The 25,600-nt window shown below is 73.3% G+C and carries 17 protein-coding genes; 9 read left to right on the top strand and 8 right to left on the bottom strand.

What is annotated here, in order from left to right; genetic code table 11:
* Nucleotides 1–406: 406 nt before the first annotated feature.
* Both AC5WRL_RS17960 and AC5WRL_RS17955 read right to left on the bottom strand, forming a co-directional pair.
* Nucleotides 407–4,342 (bottom strand): Pls/PosA family non-ribosomal peptide synthetase, encoded by a 3,936-nt coding sequence (locus AC5WRL_RS17960; RefSeq protein WP_496089581.1) that lies wholly within the window; start codon nucleotides 4,340–4,342, stop codon nucleotides 407–409.
* A 175-nt stretch (nucleotides 4,343–4,517) separates the two neighbouring features.
* Entirely contained in the window at nucleotides 4,518–5,930 is a 1,413-nt protein-coding gene (locus tag AC5WRL_RS17955) for a short-chain fatty acyl-CoA regulator family protein (protein WP_496089580.1), read from the bottom strand.
* A gap of 312 nt (nucleotides 5,931–6,242) precedes the next feature.
* Between AC5WRL_RS17955 and aceA the strand changes: the two genes are divergently transcribed.
* Nucleotides 6,243–7,538: an isocitrate lyase gene (gene aceA, locus AC5WRL_RS17950; RefSeq protein WP_496089579.1), complete on the top strand. Its 1,296-nt coding sequence runs from the start codon at nucleotides 6,243–6,245 to the stop codon at nucleotides 7,536–7,538.
* A gap of 63 nt (nucleotides 7,539–7,601) precedes the next feature.
* On the opposite strand, the gene AC5WRL_RS17945 is transcribed toward aceA, so the two are convergent.
* Complete coding sequence (locus AC5WRL_RS17945) at nucleotides 7,602–9,860, bottom strand: family 2 encapsulin nanocompartment cargo protein terpene cyclase (RefSeq protein ID WP_496089578.1); 2,259 nt, start codon at nucleotides 9,858–9,860, stop codon at nucleotides 7,602–7,604.
* 310 nt (nucleotides 9,861–10,170) lie between these two features.
* On the opposite strand from AC5WRL_RS17945, the gene AC5WRL_RS17940 reads away from it, so the two are divergent.
* Nucleotides 10,171–11,721 (top strand): SDR family oxidoreductase, encoded by a 1,551-nt coding sequence (locus AC5WRL_RS17940; protein WP_496089577.1) that lies wholly within the window; start codon nucleotides 10,171–10,173, stop codon nucleotides 11,719–11,721.
* Here the strand turns inward: AC5WRL_RS17940 and AC5WRL_RS17935 are convergent, their stop codons facing one another.
* Genes AC5WRL_RS17935 through AC5WRL_RS17920 form a run of 4 tightly spaced genes read right to left on the bottom strand, consistent with a single transcriptional unit; the run spans nucleotide 11,722 to nucleotide 15,795 of the window.
* Entirely contained in the window at nucleotides 11,722–12,576 is an 855-nt protein-coding gene (locus AC5WRL_RS17935; RefSeq protein WP_496089576.1) for an ABC transporter ATP-binding protein, read from the bottom strand.
* The gene (locus tag AC5WRL_RS17930) at nucleotides 12,573–13,670 is read right to left on the bottom strand and encodes a FecCD family ABC transporter permease (RefSeq protein ID WP_496089575.1); all 1,098 of its coding nucleotides are present in this window, start codon (nucleotides 13,668–13,670) and stop codon (nucleotides 12,573–12,575) included. Before AC5WRL_RS17930 ends, AC5WRL_RS17935 begins: the two co-directional genes overlap by 4 nt.
* Entirely contained in the window at nucleotides 13,667–14,707 is a 1,041-nt protein-coding gene (locus tag AC5WRL_RS17925; RefSeq protein WP_496089574.1) for a FecCD family ABC transporter permease, read from the bottom strand. The genes AC5WRL_RS17930 and AC5WRL_RS17925 overlap by 4 nt, the downstream gene beginning before the upstream one ends.
* Nucleotides 14,708–14,730: 23 nt before the next feature.
* On the bottom strand, nucleotides 14,731–15,795 hold the full coding sequence (locus tag AC5WRL_RS17920) for an iron-siderophore ABC transporter substrate-binding protein (protein ID WP_496089573.1): 1,065 nt from the start codon (nucleotides 15,793–15,795) through the stop codon (nucleotides 14,731–14,733).
* 306 nt (nucleotides 15,796–16,101) lie between these two features.
* Between AC5WRL_RS17920 and hppD the strand changes: the two genes are divergently transcribed.
* From hppD to AC5WRL_RS17885, 7 genes are read left to right on the top strand one after another with little or no spacing between them, the layout of a single operon-like run.
* On the top strand, nucleotides 16,102–17,190 hold the full coding sequence (gene hppD, locus AC5WRL_RS17915) for a 4-hydroxyphenylpyruvate dioxygenase (protein WP_496089572.1): 1,089 nt from the start codon (nucleotides 16,102–16,104) through the stop codon (nucleotides 17,188–17,190).
* Nucleotides 17,187–18,449, top strand: a complete 1,263-nt coding sequence (locus AC5WRL_RS17910) for an acyltransferase family protein (RefSeq protein ID WP_496089571.1) — start codon at nucleotides 17,187–17,189, stop codon at nucleotides 18,447–18,449. The genes hppD and AC5WRL_RS17910 overlap by 4 nt, the downstream gene beginning before the upstream one ends.
* Nucleotides 18,430–19,374: a prenyltransferase gene (locus AC5WRL_RS17905; protein ID WP_496089570.1), complete on the top strand. Its 945-nt coding sequence runs from the start codon at nucleotides 18,430–18,432 to the stop codon at nucleotides 19,372–19,374. Before AC5WRL_RS17910 ends, AC5WRL_RS17905 begins: the two co-directional genes overlap by 20 nt.
* Before the next feature lie 4 nt (nucleotides 19,375–19,378).
* Nucleotides 19,379–20,416, top strand: a complete 1,038-nt coding sequence (locus AC5WRL_RS17900) for a polyprenyl synthetase family protein (RefSeq protein WP_496089569.1) — start codon at nucleotides 19,379–19,381, stop codon at nucleotides 20,414–20,416.
* A gap of 17 nt (nucleotides 20,417–20,433) precedes the next feature.
* The gene (locus AC5WRL_RS17895; protein ID WP_496089568.1) at nucleotides 20,434–22,119 is read left to right on the top strand and encodes a prenyltransferase/squalene oxidase repeat-containing protein; all 1,686 of its coding nucleotides are present in this window, start codon (nucleotides 20,434–20,436) and stop codon (nucleotides 22,117–22,119) included.
* Nucleotides 22,116–23,369 (top strand): FAD-dependent oxidoreductase, encoded by a 1,254-nt coding sequence (locus tag AC5WRL_RS17890; protein ID WP_496089567.1) that lies wholly within the window; start codon nucleotides 22,116–22,118, stop codon nucleotides 23,367–23,369. Before AC5WRL_RS17895 ends, AC5WRL_RS17890 begins: the two co-directional genes overlap by 4 nt.
* Nucleotides 23,366–24,733 carry an FAD-dependent oxidoreductase gene (locus tag AC5WRL_RS17885; RefSeq protein WP_496089566.1) on the top strand — a complete coding sequence of 456 codons (1,368 nt, stop codon included), beginning with the start codon at nucleotides 23,366–23,368 and terminating at the stop codon, nucleotides 24,731–24,733. The genes AC5WRL_RS17890 and AC5WRL_RS17885 overlap by 4 nt, the downstream gene beginning before the upstream one ends.
* On the opposite strand, the gene AC5WRL_RS17880 is transcribed toward AC5WRL_RS17885, so the two are convergent.
* Nucleotides 24,678–25,520 carry a siderophore-interacting protein gene (locus AC5WRL_RS17880; protein ID WP_496089565.1) on the bottom strand — a complete coding sequence of 281 codons (843 nt, stop codon included), beginning with the start codon at nucleotides 25,518–25,520 and terminating at the stop codon, nucleotides 24,678–24,680. The two genes, AC5WRL_RS17885 and AC5WRL_RS17880, sit on opposite strands and share 56 nt — an antisense overlap.
* Nucleotides 25,521–25,600: the final 80 nt, after the last annotated feature.

The following is a 25,600-nucleotide window of genomic DNA, read 5'->3' as shown; positions in this document are numbered from 1 at the left end:
CGACCGCCCCGCCCGCGGCAGTATTCCGCTCGCCGGGCCCCGTGCCCGCGCCGCCACGGGAACCTGCCCGAACCGTAACGCCGCTCCCGTGGACGGGGATTCCTCCGCCCGGGAAAGGTGACGGAACTCCCCGTACCGCAGGAGGTCCCCGGGGCCCTGCCGACGGGCGAGCGCGAACTCCACCGCCCGGGTTCCCCGGGTCGCCGCCGTCACCGCCCGGCGCCCGCGACATCGCGGGCCCGCCGGGCAGCCAGGGCACCCGGGTCACCCACCGCCGCACCGTGCGACACCATCTCGGCCATCCGGTGGACCGGTTCGGGCGCACCGCGCGGCGCGCCATCCGGTCCGGCAAGTGCCATGCCCCCGCGCGCTTCGCCCGCCGGCCCGGGGCCCGGCGGGGCGCTCCTCAGCCGGCCACCGGCACCGCCGCGCCCTCGCGCCGTACCGGATTGCCCTGCCAGCGCCCGCCGCCCGGCACCCGCTCGGCCGCCATCACCAGCGACGCGGCGCCCACCGAGGCCCCAGCGCCGATCTCACTGCCCGGCAGCGCGATGCTGTGCGGCCCCACCGTGGCCCCCGCGCCGACCGCCACCGGATCGAGACGCATCACCCGGTCGTGGAACAGATGCGTCTGGAGCACGCAGCCACGGTTCACGTTCGCCCCCGCGCCCAGCCGCACCAGATCCGGCTCCGGCAGCCAGTGCGACTCGCACCACACACCGGGCCCCACCCGCACCCCCAGGCTGCGCAGCCACCAGTTCAGCAGCGGCGTACCGGTCGCCGGCTGCACCAGCCACGGCACCGCCAGCACCTCCACGAAGCAGTCGTACAGCTCGTTGCGCCACACGAAGGCGCTCCACAACGGATGCCGGCCCGGCCGGAACCGTCCCATCAACAGCCACTTGGCCGCCGTCGTCACCGCCCCCGCCACCAGCCCGGCCGCCCACAGCAGCGGTCCGCACACCACCAGCAGCAGCCACGGCGACCCCACGCTCCACACCAGCAGCAGCATCGCCAGCACCCCGAGCCGCAGCAGCCCCGCCAGCAGCAACGGCACGGCCCGGCACAGCTCCACCGCCGCCCGCGCCACCCGCAGCGCGGGCGGCGGAGCGTAGGTGCGCGTCACCTCGTGCGGCTCGGCCACCCGACGCAGCCGCATCGCCGGATTGCCCAGCCACGACGAGCCGGCCGGCACCCGCTCCGGAGCATCCGTCAGCACGCCGATCAGCGCCCCGTCCGCCACCCGCCGCCCGGGCCCCACCAGACCCGAGTTGCCCACGAACGCCCGCTCGCCGACCCGGCTCACCCCCAGCCGCAGCCAGCCGCCGCGCAGTTCGTACGGCGCGGCCAGCACCTGGTCGGCCAGGAACGCCGCGTCCCGCACCCGCAGCAGCCGTGGCAGCGCCAGCACGGTGGACGCCTCCACCCCGCGCCCGATCCGCGCCCCCTGCATCCGCAGCCACACCGGGGTGAACAGCGAGGCGTACAGCGGGAACAGGGTGCGCCGCGAGGCGTCCATCAGGTCGTGCACCAGCCAGGCCGCCCAGCCCGGCACGCTGTCCACCCGGTGCGTGCCGGGCCGCAGCGCCCGGCCCGCGAGCCGTACCGCCCCGGTGATGAACAGGGCGTGGCACAGCACGCCGAGCACCACCAGCACGGGGAGCCGCAGCGCCAGCGCGGCGATCCCGCCGGTGGCGGGCACCGCGTACGCCAGTACCAGCGAGGGCACCCAGGCCACCCACAGCAGCAGCGCCCGCAGCCCCGGGGTCAGCGCGTAGACGAACGCCCAGCCGCGCGAGCGGTCCGTGCCCCGGCTCGGCCACCGGGACTGCTCCGGCCGCCGTGCGGCGGGGGAGCCGCCCCAGCACTCGCCGTCCGGGATCCGCCCCGCCACGCTGGAGCCGGGCAGCACTTCGGCGCCCGCGCCGACCTCCGCGCCGGGCAGCAGGGTGACCCGGGCCCCCACCCGGGCGCCGGCCCCCACCGCGACGGCCCCCACCCGTACCACCTCGCCGTCCAGCCACCAGCCCGCCAGATCCGCCTCGGGCTCCACGGCGCAGCCGTCGCCGAAGGTGCCAAGGCCGGTGACCGGCGGCAGCGTGCGCAGATCCACCCGCCGTCCCACCCGGCAGCCCAGCAGCCGGGCGTACCAGCCGGCCATGGGGGTTCCGGTGAGGGTGGCGATGCCCAGCGCGGCCACCAGCCGCTCCGCCGCCCACAGCCGCAGATGGGCGCCGCCGCCGCGCCGCAGTTCACCGGGGGCGAACCGGCGACCGCGCAGCGCCCGGACCCCGGCGACCGCGAGCAGTACCTTGCCGGGCAGGGTGAACAGCAGGGCGTACGCCGGGATCAGCAGCCACCACGACAGGGTGGGCAGCCAGCCCTGGTATCCGGCGGCCAGCAGGATGTTGCCGGCCAGCGCCACGGCCAGCAGCCAGCGCAGTCCGCCGATGGTGTGCAGCAGCGGCTGGGCGGCGAGCTGGACCCAGCCCGCCGCGCGGGGGGTACGGGGCGGGTCCGGTTCGCCCCCGGGCTCCGGGGCGCCGGGGGTTTCGGTGAGGACGAGGCGCAGCGCGGCGGGGGTGGGGTGCCGGTAGAGGTCGGCGACGGAGACCTGGGGGTGGTGCGCGCGCAGCGCGGAGATCAGCCGGGCGGCGGCCAGCGAGGTGCCGCCCAGGTCGAAGAAGTCGTCGCCGGGGCTCACCCGGGTGCCCAGCAGTTCGCTCCACAGCGCGAGCAGCCGGCGGGTGACCGGGTCGCTGTGCTCCGGCCCGGGCGCGGTGGTGCCGGCCGGCTCGGCGGGCAGCGGCCAGGGCAGCGCGGCGCGGTCCACCTTGCCCGAACTCTTGACGGGGAAGCGCGGCAGGACGGCGAGCCGGGGGACCAGCGCGGCGGGCAGCGTTTCCCGCAGCCGGCGCAGCGCGTCCGCGCGGTCGAAGTGCGCCGGGTCGCCGTCGGCCGGCACCAGATAGCCGACCAGGACGTCGAGTCCGCCGGGGGTGCGGCGCACCATCGTGGTGGCGGCGGCGATCTGCGGCAGGGCGAGCAGCGCGGCGTCGAGTTCGCCGAGTTCCACCCGGCGTCCGCCGATCTTGATCTGGTCGTCCGCCCGGCCGGTGAACTCCAGTCCCTGGGGGGTGGCCCGGACCAGGTCGCCGCTGCGGTAGGCGCGCGGCCAGCCCAGCGCGGGCAGCGGGGCGAACCGCTCCGCGTCCTTGTCCTGGTCCAGATAGCGGCCCAGGCCCACGCCCGCGATGACCAGTTCGCCGCTCTCCCCGCAGCGCACCGGCTTTCCGTCGGCGCCGAGCACCGCCAGCTCCCAGCCGTCCAGGGGCAGCCCGATGCGTACCGGCTCGCCCTCGCGCAGCCGGGCGGCGCAGGCCACCACGGTGGTTTCGGTGGGGCCGTAGGTGTTCCACACCTCGCGCCCGTCGCGGGCGAAGCGCCGCACCACCTCCGGTGGGCAGGGTTCTCCGCCGACGATCAGCAGCCGTACCCCGGCGAGCAGCTGCGCCGACCACAGGGCCGCCAGGGTGGGCACCGTGGAGACCACGGTGATGCGCCGCTCGGCGAGCCAGGGGCCGAGTTCTGCGCCGGTACGGACCAGGGCGCGCGGCGCGGGCACCAGCGTGGCGCCGTGCCGCCAGGCCAGCCACATCTCCTCGCAGGAGGCGTCGAAGCCGACCGAGAGCCCGGCGAGCACCCGGTCGCCGGGGCCGATCGGGGCATCGGGCACGAAGAGCGCGGCCTCGGCGTCGGCGAACGCGGCGGCCGAACGGTGGGTGACCGCCACCCCTTTGGGCTTTCCGGTGGAGCCCGAGGTGAAGATGATCCAGGCGTCGTCGGCGGGCTCGGGCGGGCGCGGGGTGCCGGCCGGTTCCGTGCCGGGTACGGCGGTGGGCCGGGCGCCGGGGCCGAGTACGGCGCACACCCCGGCCTCGCGCCACACCAGTTCGGCCCGCTCGGTGGGATCCTCGGCATCGACGGGGACGTAGGCGGCGCCGGCGGCCAGTACGCCGAGCAGCCCCACGTACAGGTCGGCGCCGCCGGAGGGGATGCGTACCCCCACCCGGTCGCCGGCCCCGATCCCGGCCCGGTGCAGCCGGGTGGCCACCTCGGTCACCCGCCGGTCGAGTTCGCGGTAGCTGAGCGGGGTGTCTCCGTCGTCGAGGGCGATGGCGCCGGGCCATCGGGTGACGGTCTCCCGCAGTACATCGAGCAGGGTGCGTGCCCGGGCCGGGGGAGCGGACCGGTAGACGGCCGGTTCGCCGGGAGCCGGCCGGGCTTCCCGCTTTCTGCTGACAATTCCGATGTTCGTACCGGAGACTTTTGCCGACACCATGTGCCCTTTCCTCATCACGTGCCACCCGGCCGGATTTCGGCCGGAGCTGTCGAGAGCGGAGTGAGGAAAACATTAGGCACCGGACTCTTTGATTCCACTGAGGGGATTCTTTAATTTCCCTGAGAGTGCGGCATCGGATAAATCAGCGAAACTCGAATATATGTTTATCGAAATGTCAGGCGCCGGGTTTTTCCGCCACCGGATACGGCACAAAGGTGCTGCTGTGCTCGTCGAAGGCCAGCCGCCGCCCCAGCGGCGGCACCGCCCGCTGCGGGCAGTCCAGCCGCTCACAGACCCGGCAGCCCATCCCCACCGGGGTGGCCGCCGCCGACTGGGACAGATCGAGACCGTCGGAGTACACCAGCCGCCCCGCGTGCCGCAGTTCACAGCCCAGGCCGATCGCGAAGGTCTTGCCCGGCTCGCCCCAGCCGCCCTGCTGCCGGGTCACCGTCCGGGCCGTCCACAGATAGCGCCGGCCGTCCGGCATCGCCGCGATCTGCACATGGATCCGGCCCGGCGCCGCGAACGACTCGTACACATTCCACAGCGGGCAGGTGCCACCCGCCCGCGAGAAGTGAAAACCGGTGGCCGACTGCCGCTTGGACATGTTCCCGGCCCGGTCCACCCGGACGAAGGAGAACGGCACCCCGCGCCGGCGCGGGCGCTGCAAGGTGCTCAACCGGTGGCACACCGTCTCGTAACCCAGGCCGAATCGGTCCGTCAGCCGCTCGATGTCGTACCGCAGTTCCTCCGCCGCCCCGTGGAACATGCGGTACGGCAGCAGCAGCGCCGCCGCGAAATAGTGCGCCACCCCGATCCTGGCCAGCGCCCACGCGTCGGTGTCCGCCGCGAAATCCTGCGAGGCGAGCGCGGACAGCTCCCTCGGGTACTCCAGCAGCGCCACCTGCGTGGCCATCCGGAACGCCCGCTGCCCCGGCCGCAGCCGCCCCGACAGCCGCAGCACCCGGCGCGCCGGGTCGTAGCGGTGCAGCACCTCGCAGCCGTCCGCCAGCCGCACCCCGTGCCGCTCCTCCAGACGCGCCGCAAGCACCGGCAGCGCCTCGCCCGGCCGGATCCCGAGCTTCCCCGCCAACTCCTCTGCGGCCCCATCCAGTTCGTGCAGATAGTTCTGCCGCCGGTAGAAGAACTCCCGGATCTCCTCGTGCGGCGAGAGCGGCAGCTGCGGCGCCCCGGCCGCGGCCCCGCCGCCGGAGTGCTCCGCCAGCCGCTCGGCGAGCGCGGTGTTGCGCCGCCCGTACTCGACCAGCAGCGCGGCCACCGCCGGCTGTTCCTGCGCCAGCCGCGCCAGCTCCTCGGCGCTCACCCGGCCCCCGTGCACCTCCTGGGCCAGTGTCTCCGTCAGATCCACCAGCAGCCGGGCGCTCTCCCGCTGGGAGAAGAAACCGGGATCCACCCCGAACGCCTCGCTCAGCCGCAGCAGTACGGGAACGGTCAGCGGTCGTGAATCGTGCTCCATCTGATTGAGGTAGCTCGGCGAGATCGACAGTGCCCTCGCCAGCTCGGCCTGCGTCAGGCCGCGTTCGCGTCGCAGCAGCCGCAGCCGCGCACCGGCGTAGACCTTGGTCATCGATGACCCCCTTCGAAGCTACTCGCCAGTATCGCGGCGGATGGCACGGCGGGCCAGTCCCGTAACGGCCTTGGCGGCATTGGCCGAAGGGTGGTCGAAGATTCGCAGAACTTGGCACGCGGCCAGGGTTGTTGGCACTCAGTGCCACTGCCATAGTCGTGCCGTGGCCCGCCGGGGCGCTCCTCGCCCGGCCGACCGCCGGCCACACCCACGCCGATCCCACCGGCACCGGCACGGCGGGCCGCACCACACCCCTTCCATGCGCGGGACGCATCGCGTCCACACCCTTCGCGACACCGGGAGAGCACCCTCATGACACAGCAGCAGCACCAGCAGCCCCGTACCGCAGCCGAGGACCTCGCCCACCACTGGGCCACCGACCCACGCTGGCAGGGCATCGAACGCACCTACACCGCCGACGACGTGATCCGGCTGTCCGGCTCCGTCCGCGAGGAACACACCCTCGCCCGGCGCGGCGCCGACCGGCTGTGGCACGCACTGCACGAGAACGACTACCTCCACGCGCTCGGCGCCCTCACCGGCGGCCAGGCCGTCCAGATGGTCAAGGCCGGGCTCCAGGCCGTGTACCTGTCCGGCTGGCAGGTCGCCGCGGACGCCAACCAGGCCGGCCACACCTACCCCGACCAGAGCCTCTACCCCGCCAACTCCGTGCCCACCGTGGTGCGCCGGATCAACAACGCCCTGCTGCGCGCCGATCAGATCGCCACCGCCGAGGGAGCCGGCGACCTCACCGACTGGCTGGTGCCCGTCATCGCCGACGCCGAGGCCGGATTCGGCGGGCCGCTCAACGCCTTCGAACTCACCAAGGCCCTCATCGAGGCCGGCGCGGCCGGCATCCACTACGAGGACCAACTCGCCAGCGAGAAGAAGTGCGGCCACCTCGGCGGCAAGGTCCTGGTCCCCACCTCCGCGCACATCCGCACCCTCAACGCCGCCCGGCTCGCCGCCGACATCGCCGACGTGCCCACCCTCGTGGTGGCCCGCACCGACGCGCTGGCCGCCAGCCTCATCACCAGCGACACCGACGAGCGCGACGCCCGCTTCTGCACCGGCGAACGCACCGCCGAGGGCTTCCACCGGCTGCGCCCCGGCATGGCATCGGCCATCGCCCGCGGCCTGGCCTACGCCCCGTACGCCGACCTGCTGTGGATGGAGACCGGCACCCCCGACCTCGGCCAGGCCCGCGAGTTCGCCGAGGCCATCCACGCCCGGCACCCTGACCGGATGCTCGCCTACAACTGCTCGCCCTCCTTCAACTGGCGGGCGGCCCTGGACGAGGACCAGATCGCCAAGTTCCAGCGCGAACTGGGCGCCATGGGCTACCGCTTCCAGTTCATCACCCTGGCCGGCTTCCACTCCCTCAACCACGCCATGTTCGACCTGGCGCACCGCTACGCCGAGCACGGCATGACCGCCTACGTGGACCTCCAGGAGCGCGAGTTCGCCGCCCAGCGGCGCGGCTTCACGGCCGTGCGCCATCAGCGCGAGGTCGGCACCGGCTACTTCGACCAGGTGGCCACCGCCCTCAACCCCGCCTCGGAGACCACCGCGCTGCGCGGCTCCACCGAGGAGCAGCAGTTCCACTGAGCCGCCGCCACCGGTGCCGCTCCCCGCCGGCCGGGGAGCAGCACCGGGTGTACGGCGCGGTGATCAGCCCGGCACCGGTGCCGCCGCCCGGACGCCGGTGAACAGCCGGGCCGCCGAGGTGCCGAGCCCCAGCGGTCCGGCCGACAGCAGCCGCCCGGCCCCCGGCGGCCGGCGCAACTCCGCCTCGTCGTACCGGTGGCAGCCCTGATGCCAGATCAGAATCCCGGCCAGCCAGTGCTCCAGCTCCCGCACATAGCCCGCCAGCACCTCGCGGGCCTCGTCCGACAGCGCGAAATCGTCGTACAGCACCGGCAGTTCCCGCGCGGCAACATGCTGGAACTGCCGCATCCGGCCGGTCATCAGATCATCCACGATGCGCAGCGCGGTGTCCCGGTCGCAGTCGAAGAAGTTCTGCACGACCAGAATGCCGTTGTGGACCTCGCCCTCGAACTGGATCTCCTTCTGGTACGAGAAGACATCGTTCATCAGGCAGGCGTAGTCGGCCGCGGCGTTCTCCAGCGAGCGCATCGGCCCGCTGCGGTAGATCTGCGGCGGCACCCGGTTGCCGTGCGCCAGCCGGGCCAGTGACATCGTCAGATCCGAGCCGAAGGTCTTGCGCCGCATCTCGATGTAGTCCACCGGGTCGGGCACCCGGTGGAACGCCTGGTTGTCCAGCTCCCACAGCCAACTGCCCACCATGTCGCAGATGGTGGTCCGGAACGCCGCCCGGTGCGCGGGGTCCAGCGGCCCGGCGGTGCGCCGCCACAGATCGGCCAGCGACCGCTCCAGGGCGTTCGCCGGGATGGGCGGCACGCTGTCGTCGTCCACCGGCATCAGGGCGGTCAGCCGCTGCGCGCACGCCCGGGCGCTCAGCAGATCCCGGCCGCGCCCGAACACCGCCGGGAAGTAGTCGTCCGCGTAGGTGCCCCAGGTCAGCCAGCCTGAGGTGAGGTTCAGCTGCTCGGCGGTGGCGTCCGGATGGATCCCGGCCGCGCACAGCGGGAAGTCGAACGCGATCAGCTTGTCCTCGTCCCAGATGTACGAGCCGGGCACCCCGGGCTGCGGCTCCAGCAGCCCCATCGCGTGCGACCACTGAAGGATGTGCCGCCGCGACGCCTCCAGATGCGGACTGAGCGTGGTGCGGAACGGCATCACGAAGTCGGGCAGCGGCAGCGGACCGCTCTCCTGGTACGGCCGGTGCGCGTGCCGTCTGGCCCGGCCCCGCTCGGCGCGCGCGGTGGTGCGCACCCCGCCCGGCAGCGCCGCCGAGGTGCCGAGCCCGCTCGGCCCGAACAGGGCTGCCCCGCCGCCCGGAGCACCGCTGCCGATGGCGCCCTCGTTCATGTAGCGGCTGGAGCGCAGATGCCACTCGTGCCCGCCGGACTGCCAGTCCTGGAGCCCCTTCACATAGGCCAGCACCGCCGCGCACTCCTGCGGGCTCAGCCCGTGCTCGGCGAACAGCGGGGCCAGTTCGGTGAGGGTGGTGTGCTCGAACTGCTGCAAGCGCGAGGTCAGCAGATCGTTGACCGCCTCGGCCGCCTCCTGGGTGGTGCAGCCCAGAAAGGTCTCCAGCACCAGCACCCCGTTGCTCAGCTCGCCCTCGTCCTCCACCTCCCGCTGATAGGAGAAGAGGTCGTTGCGCAGATGCACCGCGTCCGAGAAGGCGTCCCGCAGCACCAGCAGCGGCCGGGACCGTTCCACCGCCGCCGGCACCTCGGCATGCGCCGCGTGCTCGATCAGCCCGGCGGACCAGGGCGCCCCGCCGACCTTGCGGCGCATCTCGATGTACTCCACCGGATTGGCGATCCGATGGGCGTTGATGTTCGACAGTTCCCACAGGGATTCGTTGAGCAGATGCTCGGTGCTCTCCGCGAACCGCGCCCGCCACTGCGGCGAGCGCTCCGGCACGGTACGGGCCCACAGATCCTTCAGGCCCGCCTCCACCGGGTTGACGGGCTCGGGTACGGCCGCCGCCGGATCCAGCGGCATGAAGGCCGGCATCCGGTCCAGATAGGACTTGCCGCCCTCCCGGTCCTGCGAACGCTTGAATATCTCCAGAAAGTGGTCGTCGAAGAAGAACACCCACACGTACCAGTCCGTCACCAGATTCAGCATCTCGGCGGAGGCGTCGGGATGGGTGTACGCGCACAGCAGCGCGTAGTCATGGGCGTCGAGATCCCGCTGCTCCCACACCCCCGACCCCTCCAGCATCCCCATCTCGCGGGCCCAGGCGCGCGAATGCTCCCGGGCCTGTTCGAGATGGGGATTGAGCCGGGCGGGATACGGCGTGTAGAAGTCGGGCAGCTGGAACGGCTGGGTCACCGCGGTCTGGCCTTCCGTGAAAGCGCCTCGGGCGCGCACGAAGGCGCCCGTTGTCCCGCAGCCTCTACCCGGACCCGAAACCCGACTATCCGTCCGTCGAATCAGAACATATGACCATGGGTGGGTGCCCGGCCCGCCCACGGTCACATGTGCTCCATCTGCCCCGCGCCGAGGCCCACCGGCCACCGGACCGGGAAGAGTGACCACCACCAGGTCCCCCACGGAACAGAGGACACATGCACCGCACCGCACCGCGGCCCGGCCCGGTGATCGGCATCCGCGACGCACCGGCGACAGCCGGTCCGCGCCGGTGAACCCCACCCACCCCGGCGACGGCGTCCGCGTCCTGGTCACCGGAGCCACCGGCTACATCGGTGGCCGGCTGGTGCCCGCACTGCTCGCCGCCGGCTACCGGGTGCGCGCCCTGGCCAGAACACCCGACAAGCTGCGGGACCACCCATGGGCCGGTGAGGTGGAGATCGTCCGCGGCGACGTCACCGACCCGGCCTCCGTCCGCGCCGCCCTCCGCGACACCGGCATCGCCTACTACCTCGTCCACGCCCTGGGCGGCGGACCCGGCTTCGAGGCCACCGACCGCCGCGCCGCCCGGATCTTCGCCGCCGAGGCCCGGCGGGCCGGCACCCGCAGGCTGATCTACCTCGGCGGTCCGATCCCCCCGGGGGTCCCGGAGCGGGACCTGTCACCCCATCTGCGCTCCCGCGCCGAGGTGGGCCGCATCCTGCTCGGCAGCGGGGTGCCCACCGCCGTGCTGCGCGCCGCCGTCATCCTGGGCTCCGGATCCGCCTCCTTCGAGATGCTCCGCTACCTCACCGAACGGCTGCCGGTGATGGTCACCCCCCGCTGGGTCGACACCCGGGTGCAGCCCATCGCCGTACGCGATGTCCTGCACTATCTCGTCGGCTGCGCCGCCCTCCCCGCAGGGGTGAACCGCGGCTTCGACATCGGGGGACCCGACGTGGTCACCTATCGCGCGATGATGCGGCACTACGCCCGGGTGGCGGGCCTGCCCCGCCGGCTGATCGTGTCCGTCCCGGTGTTCACCCCGGGCCTGTCCAGCCATTGGGTCGGTCTGGTCACCCCCGTCCCCGGGCCCATCGCCAGGCCGCTGACGGAATCCCTGCGGTACGAGGGTGTGTGCCGCGAACACGACATCGAGCGCCTGGTGCCCGATCCCCCGGCGGGCCTCACCGGCCTGGACCGCGCCCTGGCACTGGCACTCCAACGGGTCCGCGAGGCGGCCGTCGCCACCCGCTGGACCTCCGCCGCCACCCCCAGGGCTCCCGGCAACCCGCTGCCGACCGACCCCGGCTGGGCCGGCGGCAGCCTCTACACCGACCGCCGCGAACGCGTCACCCGGGCCAGTGAGCAGGCGCTGTGGGACGTCATCGAGAGCATCGGCGGGGACAGCGGCTGGTACTCCTTCCCGCTGGCCTGGGCCGCCCGTGGCTGGCTGGACCGGCTGGCCGGCGGTGCCGGGCTGCACCGGGGCCGCCGCGACCCGGTCCGGCTGCGGGCCGGTGACGCCCTGGACTTCTGGCGGGTGGAGGAGATCCAGCGGGGCCGCCTGCTGCGGCTGCGCGCCGAGATGCGACTGCCCGGGCTGGCCTGGCTGGAGCTGATGGTGGACCGGGACGAACGCGGTACGGTCTACCGCCAGCGGGCGGTCTTCCACCCGCACGGTCTGCTGGGCCACCTCTACTGGTGGAGCGTCGCCCCCTTCCACCACCTGGTCTTCGGCGGCATGACCCGCAATATCGCCGCCGCCGCCCGGGACCGTACCCGCCGCACCGAGGAGGCCGGGGGAGAGGGTACGGACACCGGGGCCGCCGCCGGCCCGTGATCAGGCCGGCCGGTGCCCCGCCGGCTGCCGTGGCCCGTCGCCGCGCACCCGCTCGTGCGGCACCACCATCGGCGTCCCGGTCCGCGGATCCGGCACGATGTCGCACCGAAGTCCGAATACCTCTCGCACCAGTTCGGCGGTCATCACCTCGTCCGGCGGCCCCTGCGCCACCACCCGCCCGGCGTTCATCACCACCAGATGCGTGGCGAACCGCGCCGCCTGATTCAGATCGTGCAGCACCGCCACGATCGTGCGCCCCTCCCGGTGCAACTCCGCGCACAGCTCCAGCAGATCGTACTGATGCGCGATGTCCAGATAGGTCGTCGGCTCATCCAGCAGCAGCAACTCCGTCTGCTGCGCCAGCACCATCGCGATCCACGCCCGCTGCCGCTGCCCCCCCGACAGCTCACCCGCCTGCGCCTGCGCCAGCTCACTCAGCCCGGTGCGCTCCAGCGCGAACCCGATCGCCGACTCGTCGTCCGGCGACCACTGCCGCAGCAGCGTGTGATGCGGATAGCGACCGCGCGCCACCAGCCCCCGTACGCTGATCCCCTCCGGCGCCAGCGGCGACTGCGGCAGCAGCGCCACCTGCCGGGCCACCTCCTTGCCGCGCAGCGCGTGGATGTCCGCGCCGTGCAGCAGCACCTGCCCGCGATCCGGCTTCACCGCCCGCGCCAGCGCCTTCAGCAGCGTCGACTTGCCGCAGCCGTTCGGGCCGATGATCATCGTCAGCCCGCCGTGCGGCAGCTCCAGGCTGAGGTCCCGCACCACCGGGGCCCCGCCGCCGTACGCAATGGTCACCTCCCGCGCGCTCAGCCCCTTCCCGCCCGGCCCGGCCACCGCCCGCTTGCTCACAGTCTCTTCCTTTGCCACTCGCGCACCAGCAGATAACCCAGGTACACACCGCCCAGGGCCATCGTGTAAATACCCACCGGCAGACTGGTGGCGGTCGGCAACTGCTGCGCCGCCAGATCCGCCACCACCAGCAGCAGCGCCCCCATCAGCGCCGACAGCGTCAGATGCGCCCCGCTCCCGCCGGTCAGCCGGCGGGCGATCTGCGGCGCCGTCAGCGCGATGAACGAGATCGGCCCCGCCACGCTCACCGCCCCCGCCGCCAGCACCACCGACAGCACCACCGCCGCCACCCGGGTGTTCTTCGGCTCCGCGCCGAGCCCCTGGGCCAGCTCGTCACCCATCTCCGAGATCTCAAGACGCCGCGCCACCAGCACGGTCAGCGGCACCACCACCGCCAGCACCAGCCAGATCGTCGCCGCATGGTGCCAGGCCCGGGCCGCCAGCGAACCGTTGACATAGGCGGCCAGCACCGTGGCCGCCTCCCGCTCCATCACATAGACCACATACTGGGTGAACGCCAGCGCGATCGCCGCCACCCCGATGCCGGCCACGATCAGCCGCCCCGGATTGCGGAACCCGGTGCCGGTCGACACATACACCAGCACCATCGCCACCGCCGCCCCCGCCAGCGCGCCCACCGGCACCGGCAGCACCCCGGGGAAGAACAGCGCGGCCACCGCGGCGCCCGCCCCGGCCCCCGCGCCCAGCCCGATCACATCGGGGGAGCCCAGCGGATTGCGCGTCACCGACTGGAACAGCGCCCCGGAAAGCCCCAGCGCCGCACCGGTCCCCACCCCCACCACCAGCCGGGGCCCGCGCAGCCGCTCCAGGACGAACGCCTCCTTGCCGTCCGCCCCGCCCAGCAGCGCCTCCGGCAGCCGGCCGAGCCCGATCCCGAGCCGGCCCATGGTCAACGTGGCCACCGCCGCCCCCAGGATCGCCACCACCAGCACCAGCGCGATCAGCACGGACCGGCCGCGCACCGGCAGCGCCAGCACCCGGCCGATCCGCAGCATCCCGCCCGGCGGCACCACCGCCCCCGCCGCGCCGCGACCGTCCCGCGCCGGCCGCACCGGGGCCGTCACCCCCGTCATGCGTTCCCCTTCATCCTGCGCACCGCGTACAACAGCACCGGCGCCCCCACGAACGCCGTCACCACACCCACCATGAGTTCCTGCGGGCGCATGATCACCCGCCCCACCACATCGGCCGCCAGCAGCAGCGCCGGCCCGGCCAGCGCCGCCAGCGCGATCTGGAGCCGGAAATCGACCCCGACCAGCGCCCGTACGATGTGCGGCACCGCCAGACCCACGAACGCGATCGGCCCCACCGCCGCCGTGGCCGCCGCGCTCAGCACCGTCGCGGCCACCAGCGAACCGGTACGGATCAGCAGCGGATTGGCCCCCAGCGAGATCGCCGCCTCATCGCCGAGCGCCAGCGAATTGAGGCCCGGACCCAGCAGCAGCGCCAGCGCGAACCCGGCCACCGCGAACGGCAGCACCGACCGGAACACCGCGAAGTCCCGCCCGCCCAGCGATCCCACGACCCAGTAGCGGTAGCTGTCGAAGACCTCCGGCATGCTGAGCGTCACCGCCTGGATGAACGCGTACAGCACCGCCGAGACCACCGCCCCGGCCAGCACCAGCCGCACCACCCCGGACCCGCCGCCCGCCGAACCGATGCCCTGTACCAGCACTCCGGCCGCCAGCGCACCCGCCAGCGCCCACCACACCGTGCCCGTACCCGCCGTCGAACCCAGCACCGCCGTCGCCGCGACCAGGGCCGCCGCCGCCCCCGCGTTGATGCCGAGCAGCCCCGGGTCGGCCAGCGGATTACGGGTCAGCCCCTGCATCAGGGTGCCGCCCACCGCCAGACACAGACCGGCCAGGATGCCCAGCGCGGTCCGCGGATAGCGGCTCTCGACCACCGTGGTGACAAAGGGATCGGCGTCACCCGACAGTACGTCGAGCACATCGCCGAACGAGGTCGGCCGGCTGCCGAAGGAGATGCTCGCGAGCACCGCGAGTACCAGCACCGCCACCGCCGACACCAGCACCAACACCCGCCGGGCGGTGCCGGCCCGCTCGGGGCCGGCACCGCCCGGACGGGGGCGCACATCAACAGAAGTCACGTGGGCGAACCGCTTCTTGAGCGTCAGTCGTCGAGGGTGGCGACGGCCTCGTCGATCAGCGGCAGATAACGGTCGATCACCCACGGCACGGTCAGCGGGTTGATGATCGAGGACGCCGTCACGAACGGGTTGTCGTTGCTCGCCACGATCGAGCCGCGCTCGATCGCCGGAATCGCCGCGTACAGCGGCTGCGCCTCGATCGTCGCCCGGGTCTCCTCGTCCGAGTAGAAGGTGAAGATCAGATCGCTGTCGGCGAGCTTGTCCGCGTTCTCCAGACCGATCAGCGCCGAGTCCGTCCCCTCTGTCTCCTCGAAGGTGTTCACCACCGGATCGACGGTCAGCCCCAGCTGGGACACCATGGACACCCGCTGCTCCTCGGGCAGGAACACACCCAGCGTGCCGGGACCTGCGGTGTAGATGTACGAGAAGGAGACGTCCGCGTACTGCGGCCGGGTGGCCGCGGCTGCCGCCAGTTGCTGCTCGATCGAGTCGATCAGCGACCGCGCCTCGTCGGGCTGCCCCAGCGCGGTCGCGATGATCTCGATCTGCTCGTCCCAGTCGGTGCTCCAGGCCAGATCCGGGTACGCGACGGTCGGCGCGATGTCCGACAGGATGTCGAACTGCTCCTGGGTGATGCCGGACCACGGCGCAAGGATCACATCGGGTTCCAGTTCGAGGATGGCCTCGAAGTCGATGTCGTCCGCCCCGGCGAACTGCGTCGGCAGCTCGTCGCCCGCCTCGGTCACCGCCTCGTGGATCCACGGCAGATAGCCGGAGTCGTCACTGCCCCACGCGTAGCTCTCGATGCCCACCGGGGTGTGCCCCAGCGCTATGGAGGTCTCCGCCGAACCCTGCCCCAGGGTGACGACCCGTTCGGGCTGCTCGGTGATCTCCGCCGTGCCCAGCGCGCTGTCGATGGTCACCGGGAACGCCCCCGGCTGACCGGATGACTTGTCGGCGGCGGAGTCTTTGTCCGCGTTGTCGTTGTCGTCCGACGAGGAACAGCCGCTGAGCACAAGGGCGGCGGCAGCGGTGGCGGCGGTCAGCACCAGGGAGGTGCGGCGCGCACGGGTGAAGGTGGACGGCATCGATGTTCCTTATGTCCTCGGGTGAGCTTAGGTAAGCCTAAGTTCACCATACCCCAGCCCCCGGGGCCCACCGGCGGACGCTCACCCCCGGCGCCCGGGGCCCCCTCGCCCGCCCCCGGAAAGCGGCAATTCCTTTCCCCGGCCCGCTCACTATGCATAAGGCAAACCCAGTGCAACGGGCATTTCAGTCGCATTATTGAGCATTCATTGACGCCGTTCCTGCGCTCTCCCTATCGTGTGAACGGTTCAGCAGTTCGATCCGACACAGTGGGGGTCTGTGTGCAACGGGATGCCGATGTTTTCCCTGTGCTGGGAATCGACGCGGTCGTGTTCGCGGTAGGCAACGCGAAGCAGGCCGCCCACTACTATTCCACCGCCTTCGGCATGCGCCGGATCGCCTACCGGGGCCCCGAGAACGGCAGCCGGGAAACCGCCAGTTACGTCCTGGCGGCCGGCACCGCCCGCTTCGTTTTCACCTCGGTCATCCGGCCCGAGACCGAGTACGGCGAATTCCTCGCCCGGCACATCGCCCGGCACGGCGACGGCGTCATCGACCTCGCCATTGAGGTCCCCGACGTGCACGCCGCCTACCGCCACGCCACCGAACACGGCGCCGTCCCACTGCAATCACCCCAGGAGTCCGCCGACGCGCACGGCCACGTCACGCACGCCGCCATCGCCACCTACGGCGAGACCCGGCACACCCTGATCGAACGCGCCCGCTACCGCGGCCCCTATCTCCCCGGCTACACCGCAACCCCACCCGTCCCCGGCCCGGGCACACCCACCGTATTCCACTCCATCGACCATTGCGTTGGCAATGTCGAACTCGGAAGGATGGACGACTGGGTCGCCTTCTACAACACCGCACTCGGCTTCACCAACATGAAGGAGTTCATCGGCGATGACATCGCCACCGAATACTCCGCCCTCATGTCGAAAGTCGTCGCGGACGGCACCCGCAAGGTGAAATTCCCCATCAACGAACCCGCCCTCGGCAAGAAAAAATCCCAGATCGACGAGTACCTGGAGTTCTACGGCGGCGCCGGCGTCCAGCACATCGCCCTCGCCACCGACGACATCGTCACCGCCGTGGCCACCATGCGCGCCGCCGGCGTCGAGTTCCTCGACACCCCCGACACCTACTACGACAGCCTCGGCCACTGGGCCGGCGCCACCCACATCCCCGTCGAGACCCTCCGCCGGCACCGCATCCTCGTCGACCGCGACGAAGACGGCTACCTGCTCCAGATCTTCACCAAGCCGGTCCAGGACCGGCCGACCGTCTTCTTCGAGATGATCGAACGCCACGGCTCCCAGGGCTTCGGCAAAGGCAACTTCAAGGCCCTCTTCGAAGCCATCGAACGCGAACAGGCGCGCCGGGGCAATCTGTGAACCGCCTGCCCTCCCTCACCGCACTCCGCTTCCCCTGGGCCGTCGCCGTCTTCCTCGTCCACGCCTGGCTGTTCACCGGACTCTTCGCCGATCAACGCCTCGCCGACGCCGCGACAGTGCTCGCCCCGCTCGGCATGACCGGAGTCTCCTGCTTCTTCCTCATCTCCGGCTTCGTCCTCGCCTGGACCGCCCGCCCGGGCGACACCCCGGCCCGCTTCTGGCGCCGCCGCGCCGCCCGCATCTACCCCAACCACGCCGTCGTATGGGCCGCCACCCTCCTCGTCCTCACCCTCACCGGAGCCGCCGCCACCGGCGAACCCCGCGACGGACCCATCCCGCTCCTCCCCGCCCTCACCAACCTCTTCCTCGTCAACACCTGGATCCCCACCCGCGACTACAACGCCGGCGTCAACATCGTCACCTGGTCCCTCGCCGCCGAGATCTTCTGCTACGCCCTGCTGCCCTTCATCCTGCCGCTGCTGCGCCGCGTCCCCGCCCACCGGCTGTGGCCCGCCGCCGGCGCCACCCTCGCCGTGATCTGGACCATCCCCCTCATCTCCCTGCAATTCCACGGCCCGCCCATCGACGAGGCCGACGTCCCCCAGTGGCAGTTCTGGATCTCCTACGTCCTGCCCGTCGCCCGGCTCCCCGAGTTCATCCTCGGCGCCCTGTGCGCACTCCTGCTGCGCGCCGGCCACCGCTCCCGGATCGGCGTCCCCGCCGCCACCGCCGCCACCGTAGTGAGCCTGGCCGCCGGCCTGCCCCTGCTGCCCTTCCCCTTCATCCCCGCCGCCATCACCGCCGTCCCCCTCGCCCTGCTCGTCCTCGCCGCCGCCACCGCCGACCTCGACCACCGCAGAACCTGGCTGCGCCACCGCGCCCTGGTGTACCTCGGCGACCGCTCCTTCGCCATCTACCTCGTGCACTGGCCCGTCATCCTGACCATCGACGAACTCCTCATCGCCCCCGGCGACGGACACCCCCTGCCCACCGCCCTCGCCGTCACCACCCTCTACGCCACGTGCACCCTCGCCGCCGCCTGGCTGCTGCACCGCACCGTCGAAACCCCCCTCTACCGCCGCCTGGCCACGCCCCACCCCCGGTCCCGGCCCCGCCAAGGAGCGCCCCATGACGGCCGACGCCCCCGCACCCCCCGCCACCCCGGGCCGGCTGACGGCCTTCATCCGGCTCGGGCGCCCGAAGTTCCTGTTCCAGAGCATGATGGTGGTCGGCCTCGGAGTGACCGCGGCCCAGCATGAGGGCCACGCCTTCTCCCCGGCCTGGTACGCCGGCACCCTGCTCTTCGGCTGGGCCGCCCACCTCATGACGCACTACTGCAACGAGTACTTCGACCTCGAAGCCGACCGCGCCAACCACACCCCCACCTCCTGGACCGGCGGCAGCCGCGTCCTCGTCGACGGACTGCTGCCACCCCTGGTCAGCCTCGGCGCCGCCTTCGTCCTGCTCTTCGGCGCCGTCGCCGTCACCGCCGCCATGCCCGACACCGCCTCGCGGCTCATGGCCCTCACCATCGTGGCCGCCGCCTGGTTCTACACCGCCCCACCCGCCCGTCTCAACTACCACGCACTGGGCGAAATCGCCTGCGCCGCCGTGCTGTACGGACTCGGCCCGCTCCTCGCCCACCGCCTCCAGGGCGGCGACCCCACCACCGCCACCCTCACCTACGTCGCCATCGTCTTCGTCCTCCAGTTCCTGCGGATGTCCGTCATGAACCTCGCCGACATCGAGGGCGACCGCCGCACCGGCAAACGCACCCTCGCCGTGGCGCTCGGCCCCCGCGGCCTCATCCGCCTCTACCTCACCGGACAGACCCTCACCTACGCCGCCACCGCCGCCCTGCTGCTCACCGGCACCCTCCCCGTCCTCCCCGGTCTCGCCATCCTCGCCACCTGCCCCATCCCCCTGTGGGTCGCCCGCCGTCTCACCCACGGCGCCCTCGCCACCCCCGGGGACAACAACGCCGTCACCTTCTGGGCCTCCATGCACATGCCCATCACCGCCGCCGCCATCACTCTCGGCCTGCTCACCGACCTGCTCACCGGCGACACCCGCCCCGACACCCCGTGGCTGATCATCTGCGCCGGCACCCTGATCGCCTTCACCGGCTGGTTCGCCCGCGCCGTCCGCACACCCCCGCCCGCTCTCCCCGACCAGGAGACCTGACGCCGTGACCACCAGCAGCTCGCCGCCCACCGCCGTCACCGAACAGGCCCGTACCCTCATCGAACCCGAACTGCGCACCGCCGTCGCGAGCCTGGACCCGTACCTCGGCCGCGCCATCGGCTACCACCTCGGCTGGTGCCGCCCCGACGGCACCCCCACCCACGGCAGCGGCGGAAAAGCCATCCGCCCCGCCCTCACCCTGCTCACCGCCACCTCCGTCGGCGCCACCCCGCACACCGCCCTGCCCGGCGCCGCCGCCGTCGAACTCGTCCACAACTTCACCCTCATCCACGACGACATGATGGACGGCGACGAACTGCGCCGCCGCCGCCCCACCGTCTGGAAAACCTTCGGCGCCGCCACCGCCATCCTCGCCGGCGACGCCCTGCACACCCTCGCCTTCACCGCCCTCGCCCGCCACGACAGCCCGCACACCCCGCGCGCGATGCGCACCCTGGCCCGCGCCATGACCGAACTCGTCGGCGGACAGACCCAGGACCTCGCCTTCGTCCGCCGCCCCTGGCAGGGACCCGGCGCCGTCACCCTCCCCGAATACCGCTCCATGGCCGCCGGCAAGAGCGGCTCGCTGCTCGGCTGCGCCGCCGAACTCGGCGCCGTCCTCGGCGGCGCCCCGCACCGTACCGTCGCCGCCTTCGGCCGGGCCGGCCGGCACTTCGGCCTCGCCTTCCAGTGCGTCGACGACATCATCGGCATCTGGGGCGACCCCGAGGAGACCGGCAAACCCGTCCTCGCCGATATCCGCGAGGGCAAGAAGACCCTCCCCGTACTGGCCGCCCTCGCCGCCCCGGCCCCCGCCGCCGCCGAACTCGCCGACCTCCTCACCACACCCCCCATCGACGAGGAGGGCCTGCACCGCGCCGCCGCCCTCATCGACCAAGCCGGCGGCCGACGCTTCGCCGAACGCGAATCCCAGCACCACCTCGAACGCGGCCTCGCCTGCCTCGCCGAGGCCGACACCCGGGGCACCGCCCGCGGCCCCCTCCTCGCCCTCATCGACTACCTCGGCCGGCGCACCAGCTGACCCGCCCGGGAGCACCCATGGCCACCCACCCCGCCCGAGCCGCCCGGCTGCGCACCGCCCTCGACACCGCCGCCCACACCCTGCTGACCACCCTCGATGCCGACGGCACCTGGTACGGCACCCGACCCGCCGTCGTCCCCGGCACCGCCTCCGCCGTCCTCGCCCTGCACACCGCCGACCCGGAACGCTCCGCCGCCCTGGTCAGGGCCGGCACCGACTGGCTGCTGCGCACCCGCAACCCGGACGGCGGCTGGCCCGTCACCGACACCGGACCCAGCGAGTTCATCCCCACCGCGCTGGCGCTCGCCGCCCTGCACGCCGCCGCCCCGGGACGTACCACCGAGGAGGTACGGGCCGGGCTGGCCCTCCTCCACCGGCACGGCGGCATCCACGGCGTGCCCGACCCCATGGTCCAGCAGCTCATCGGCCTGCTGCTGGCCGTCGCCCGACTGGCCGAACCCACCGCGATCCGCCGCGTTCCCACCGCACTCCTGCTGCTGCCCACCCCGCTGACACGGAAGCTGCTGTCCTTCACCGCACCACCGTTCGCCGCCCTCACCCTCCTCCAGCACCAACTGCGCCCCGGCCTGCTGGCCGCCCGCACCGACCCCCGGGCCACCACTGTCCTCAAGGACTGCGAGCGGCAGGAGGGAGCCGTCGGCTCCCTCGGCAGCGACCCCTGGCTCACCGGCCTCGCCACCACCGCCGTCCACCTGGCCGGCACCGCACCCGAACTCGTCCGGGCCACCGTGCGCTATCTGCGCTCCGGCGCCCGCGGCGACGGCTCCTGGGTCCTCATGCAGGGCATGGAAGAACGCGACATCGACCTCATCGGCCACGCCGTCACCACCGAAGCGTTGTGCCACGCGGGACACCGCACCGACCCCCGTGTCCGGCTCGCCGCCCGCTGGCTGCTCGCCTGCCGGCAGACCGCCCCCTTCCCGCTGTTCGACTGCCCACCCGGCGGCTGGGCCTGGTCGGGCGCCAAGGGCTGGCCCAACGTCCTCGACACCGTCGCCGCGCTGGCCGCCCTCGCCGCCGCCCACGGCCACGGCCAGGCCCTGAGCGAGGGCGCCGGCTGGCTGAAAACCCGTCAGGACCGCCGCGGCTCGTGGAGCGTCTTCACCCGCGACACCCACTGTCCTCTCGACCGGCACTGCCCGCACGCCACCACCCAGGCCATCGACATCCTCACCGCCACCGGCACCCCCACCACCGACCGCACCGTACGCCGCGCCCTGCGCCGGCTCACCCGCACCGCCCGCCCGGACGGCTCCCACCCAGCCCAGTGGCACCGGGGCGGGGTCCCGGGCACCGCCGCCGTCCTGCACACCTGCGCCCGCCTGGGCCTCACCCGCACCCCCCTCGCCACCCGCGCCCGCACCTGGCTGCTCGCCGCCCAACTCCCCGACGGCTCCTGGGGCGCCGCCCCCGCCACCGCCCCCGGCACCACCGACGAAACCGCCCGCGCCGTACACGCCCTCACCCACCTCACCGACGACCCGGCCGCCCGGACCGCCGCCGCCCGCGGCGCCGACTGGCTGCTCGCCGCCCAACACCCCGACGGCACCTGGGAACCCGGCCCCACCTGCTGGTACCTCAAGGACCACCTCGCCTACCCCGACCACCTCATGGCCCAGGGCCTGGCCCTGAACGCCCTGGCCGCCCACCACCGCACCACCGTGCCGGGAGCCGCCGGATGACCACCTGGGACGCCATCGTCTGCGGCGCCGGCGCCGCCGGCCTCGCCACCGCCCGCGCGCTGGGCGACCTCGGCCTGCGCACCCTCGTCCTCGACAAACAACGCCGCCCCGCCCCCATCGCCAAGGGCGAAGTCCTCCAGCCCGCCGCCCTGCGCATCCTCACCGACTGGGGCATCACCGACCGCCTCACCACCGCCGGCGCCGTCCCCCTCACCCGCCTCACCATCCGGGGCCCCGACGCCACCCCCCTCATGGTCTTCGACTACACCAGCCTCCCCGCCGGACGCCGAACCCTCCTCAGCCACGATCACCCCACCCTCCTCAAGACCCTCACCCACTCCCTGCCCGGCCACGTCGAACTCCGCCGCGGCGCCCTCGCCGAAGCACTGCTGCACGACCCCACCGGCCGCGTCACCGGCGTACGCGTCCGGCAGCACGGCCGCACCCACCCCGTACCCGCCCCGCTGGTCGTCGCCGCCGACGGCATCTCCTCCCGGCTGCGCCGCGCCGCCGGCATCACCCCCGACACCCGCACCTACCCCCACCGGCTGCTCGCCTTCGAACTCCCCGGCGCACCCCCCGAACCCGGCGCCATCACCGCCTACCGCACCCGCCGCGGACTGCGCCTCGTCTACCCCCTGCCCGGTGGCCGCACCCGGCTCTACGTCCAGATCCACCCCGACGAGGTACGCGGCGCCGACCACGCCGCCATGACCGCCTGGGCCACCGCCCTCGACCACGACACCCCCGCCCTGCGCCCCCTCACCGAACGCCTCACCGGCTCCCTCGCCACCCGGCAGATCTTCACCCTGCGCCGCTTCACCGCACCCACCCTCACCACCCCCGGCCTCGTCCTCGCCGGCGAAGCCGCCCACGCCGTCCACTCGCTGGCCGCCCAGGGCATGAACACCGCCATCTGCGACGCCCACGCCCTCGCCCACCACCTCGCCCACGCCCCCGGCACCGACGCCGCCCTGGCCGCCTACCAGGCCGAACGGCTGCCCTGGATCCGGCACATCGCCGTCATGAGCCACGACGCCGCCCGGCTCGTCACCGCCACCGGCCCCACCGCCCGGACGCTGGGCCGCCGCGCCCTGCGCCGCACCCACCGCAGCCCCCGGCTGAGCTACACCGCCACCTACAACCTCGCCGGACTCGGCATCCACCCCTTCGCCCCCCTCGACCGGCTCCACCAACTCGGCCTCCCCGACCCCCGCGCCGCGCGCCTGCCGCACTGGCAGCCGCGATGAAGAACGAGCACGCCCTGGTCCTCGGCGCATCGGTGGCCGGCCTGCTCACCGCCGTCGCGCTGCGCCCCCACTACGCCACCGTCACCGTCCTCGACCAGGACCGGCTGCCCACCGGCGCCACCCACCGCGCGGGCACCCCCCAGTCCCACCACGGCCATCTCCTGCTGCCCGCCGGCTGCCGGCACATCGAGGCCCTGCTCCCCGGCACCCTCGCCCGGCTGTCCGCCGCCGGAGCCCACCGCATCCACCTGGCCGACGTCATGAGCTTCGGCGACCACGGCCCGCAGCCCGGGGCACCGCCCGGACACTTCGCCCTGCTGTGCGGCCGGCCCCTGCTGGAGTGGACGATCCGCGAACGCGCCCGGGCCACCGACGGCATCACCCTCGTCCCCGGCGCCCAACTCCGCGAACTGACCGGCACCCGGCAGCGCGTCACCGGGGCCATCGCCCGGCACCGCGACGGCACCACCCGGCGCTACGCGGCCACCCTGACCGTCGACGCCACCGGCCGCACCTCCCGCACACCCACCCTGCTCACCGCCCTGGGACTGCCCTCCGTACGGGAGGTCACCGTCGACGCCGGTGTCGCCTACGCCTCGCTGCCGGTCCTGGCACCCCCCACGGCCCGGACCGGCCTTCCGCCGGTCGGCATCCAGCCGGGACCCAGCCGGCACCGCCCGGCCCGCGCCGGGGTGATCTTCCCGATCGAGGGCGGCCGGTGGCTGATCTCGCTCTCCGGCACCAGGGGCGCCGAACCACCCCTGGATCACGACGGGTTCCTGGCGTACGCCCGGTCCCTGTCCCACCCGGTGATCGCCGACCGGCTGCTGACCGCCACCCCCGCCGGCCCGATCCGCGGCTACCGGCACACCGCCAACCGCCGCCGCTACTACGAGCGCATGCGGCACTGGCCCGCCGGTTTCCTGGTGATCGGCGACGCGGTGCTCACCACCAACCCCACCTTCGGCTTCGGCATGACCGTCACCGCCGCGGCGGTGACGGCGCTGGCCGACACCCTGTCCGCGTCCCCCCACCCCACCGGCTCCACCCGCCACATCCAACGTGCCATCGCCCGCGCGGCGACCGGCGCCTGGCGGCTGGCGACCGGCGCCGACGTACTGCACCCCGGCGCGACCGGCCCCGGCTCGCGCCGGGCGGCGGCCGTACGCGACCGCCTGGGCCGGCGCCTGGAACGCGCGGCCCACACCGATCCGGAGCTGCGGCGCGTCCTGGGCGAGGCGGCCACGCTCAGCGCCCCGCTGTCCACCCTGCTGAGCCCGGCCGTGGTACGCGCCGCCGTACGCCGCCCTAGGAGCCCGCTGGCTCCTGCTGCTGCTCCTGCTCCTGAAGCACCCGCTGATTGAACTCGGCCTTGGCCGCCTGCCAGCCGTCCTCGTCGTGGCCGCGCCGCCAGTACCCGGAGATGGACAGCTGCTGGGGCGTCATGCCCCGCTCGTGCCGCAGATGCCGGCGCAGCTCCTTCACCCAGTTCGCCTCGCCGTGGACGAACGCGTGCCCTCGCCCGGGCGGCAGCGCCAGGGAGGTGACCGCCTCGACCAGCGCGAGACCGTACCGCCCGGCGCGCCGGTCCACCCAGACGACATCGACATCACCGGCGGGCGGGTTCAGTTTCAGCTCGTCACCCGGCCCGTCGATCTCGATGAGCACCCGGGCCACCGCTCCCCGCGGAAGCCGCTCGACGGAGGCGGCGATGGCGGGCAGCGCGCTCTCGTCACCGACCAGCAGATGCCAGTCGGCGGTCGGGTCGGGCGCGTAGGCGCCGCCGGGCCCGAGCAGGGCCAGCTGATCCCCGGGCCGCGCGGCAGCCGCCCACGGACCGGCCAGCCCGCTGTCGCCGTGGTGGACGAAGTCGATGGTGAGCTCGGGCCCCTGGGGGTCGAAGTGCCGCACGGTGTACGTACGGGTGGTGGGCCACTGGTCGCGCGGCAGCGTCCGGCGGATCTCCGCCACGTCGAAGGGCTCGGGATAGACCACCCCCGGCTGACCGAACACCAGCTTCACGTAGCTGTCGCTGTACGGTCCCACCGCGAAGCCCCGCAGTCCCTCACCACCGAGCACGACCCGGATGACATGCGCGCTGAGCTGCTCGGTGCGCAGCACCTGCCCACGATGCGTGACGAAGTTGCTCATGACGCCCTTCCTGTTGGTTAGGTAAGCCTAACCTGATGAGGTCGGGGGCGGCGCCGGTGGCGGTGTGCTCACCCCAACGC

The organism is Streptomyces sp. NTD107 (assembly GCF_059510435.1).
Note: the sequence above shows the minus strand (reverse complement) of the source record. Positions and strands in the feature narration are given on the sequence as shown.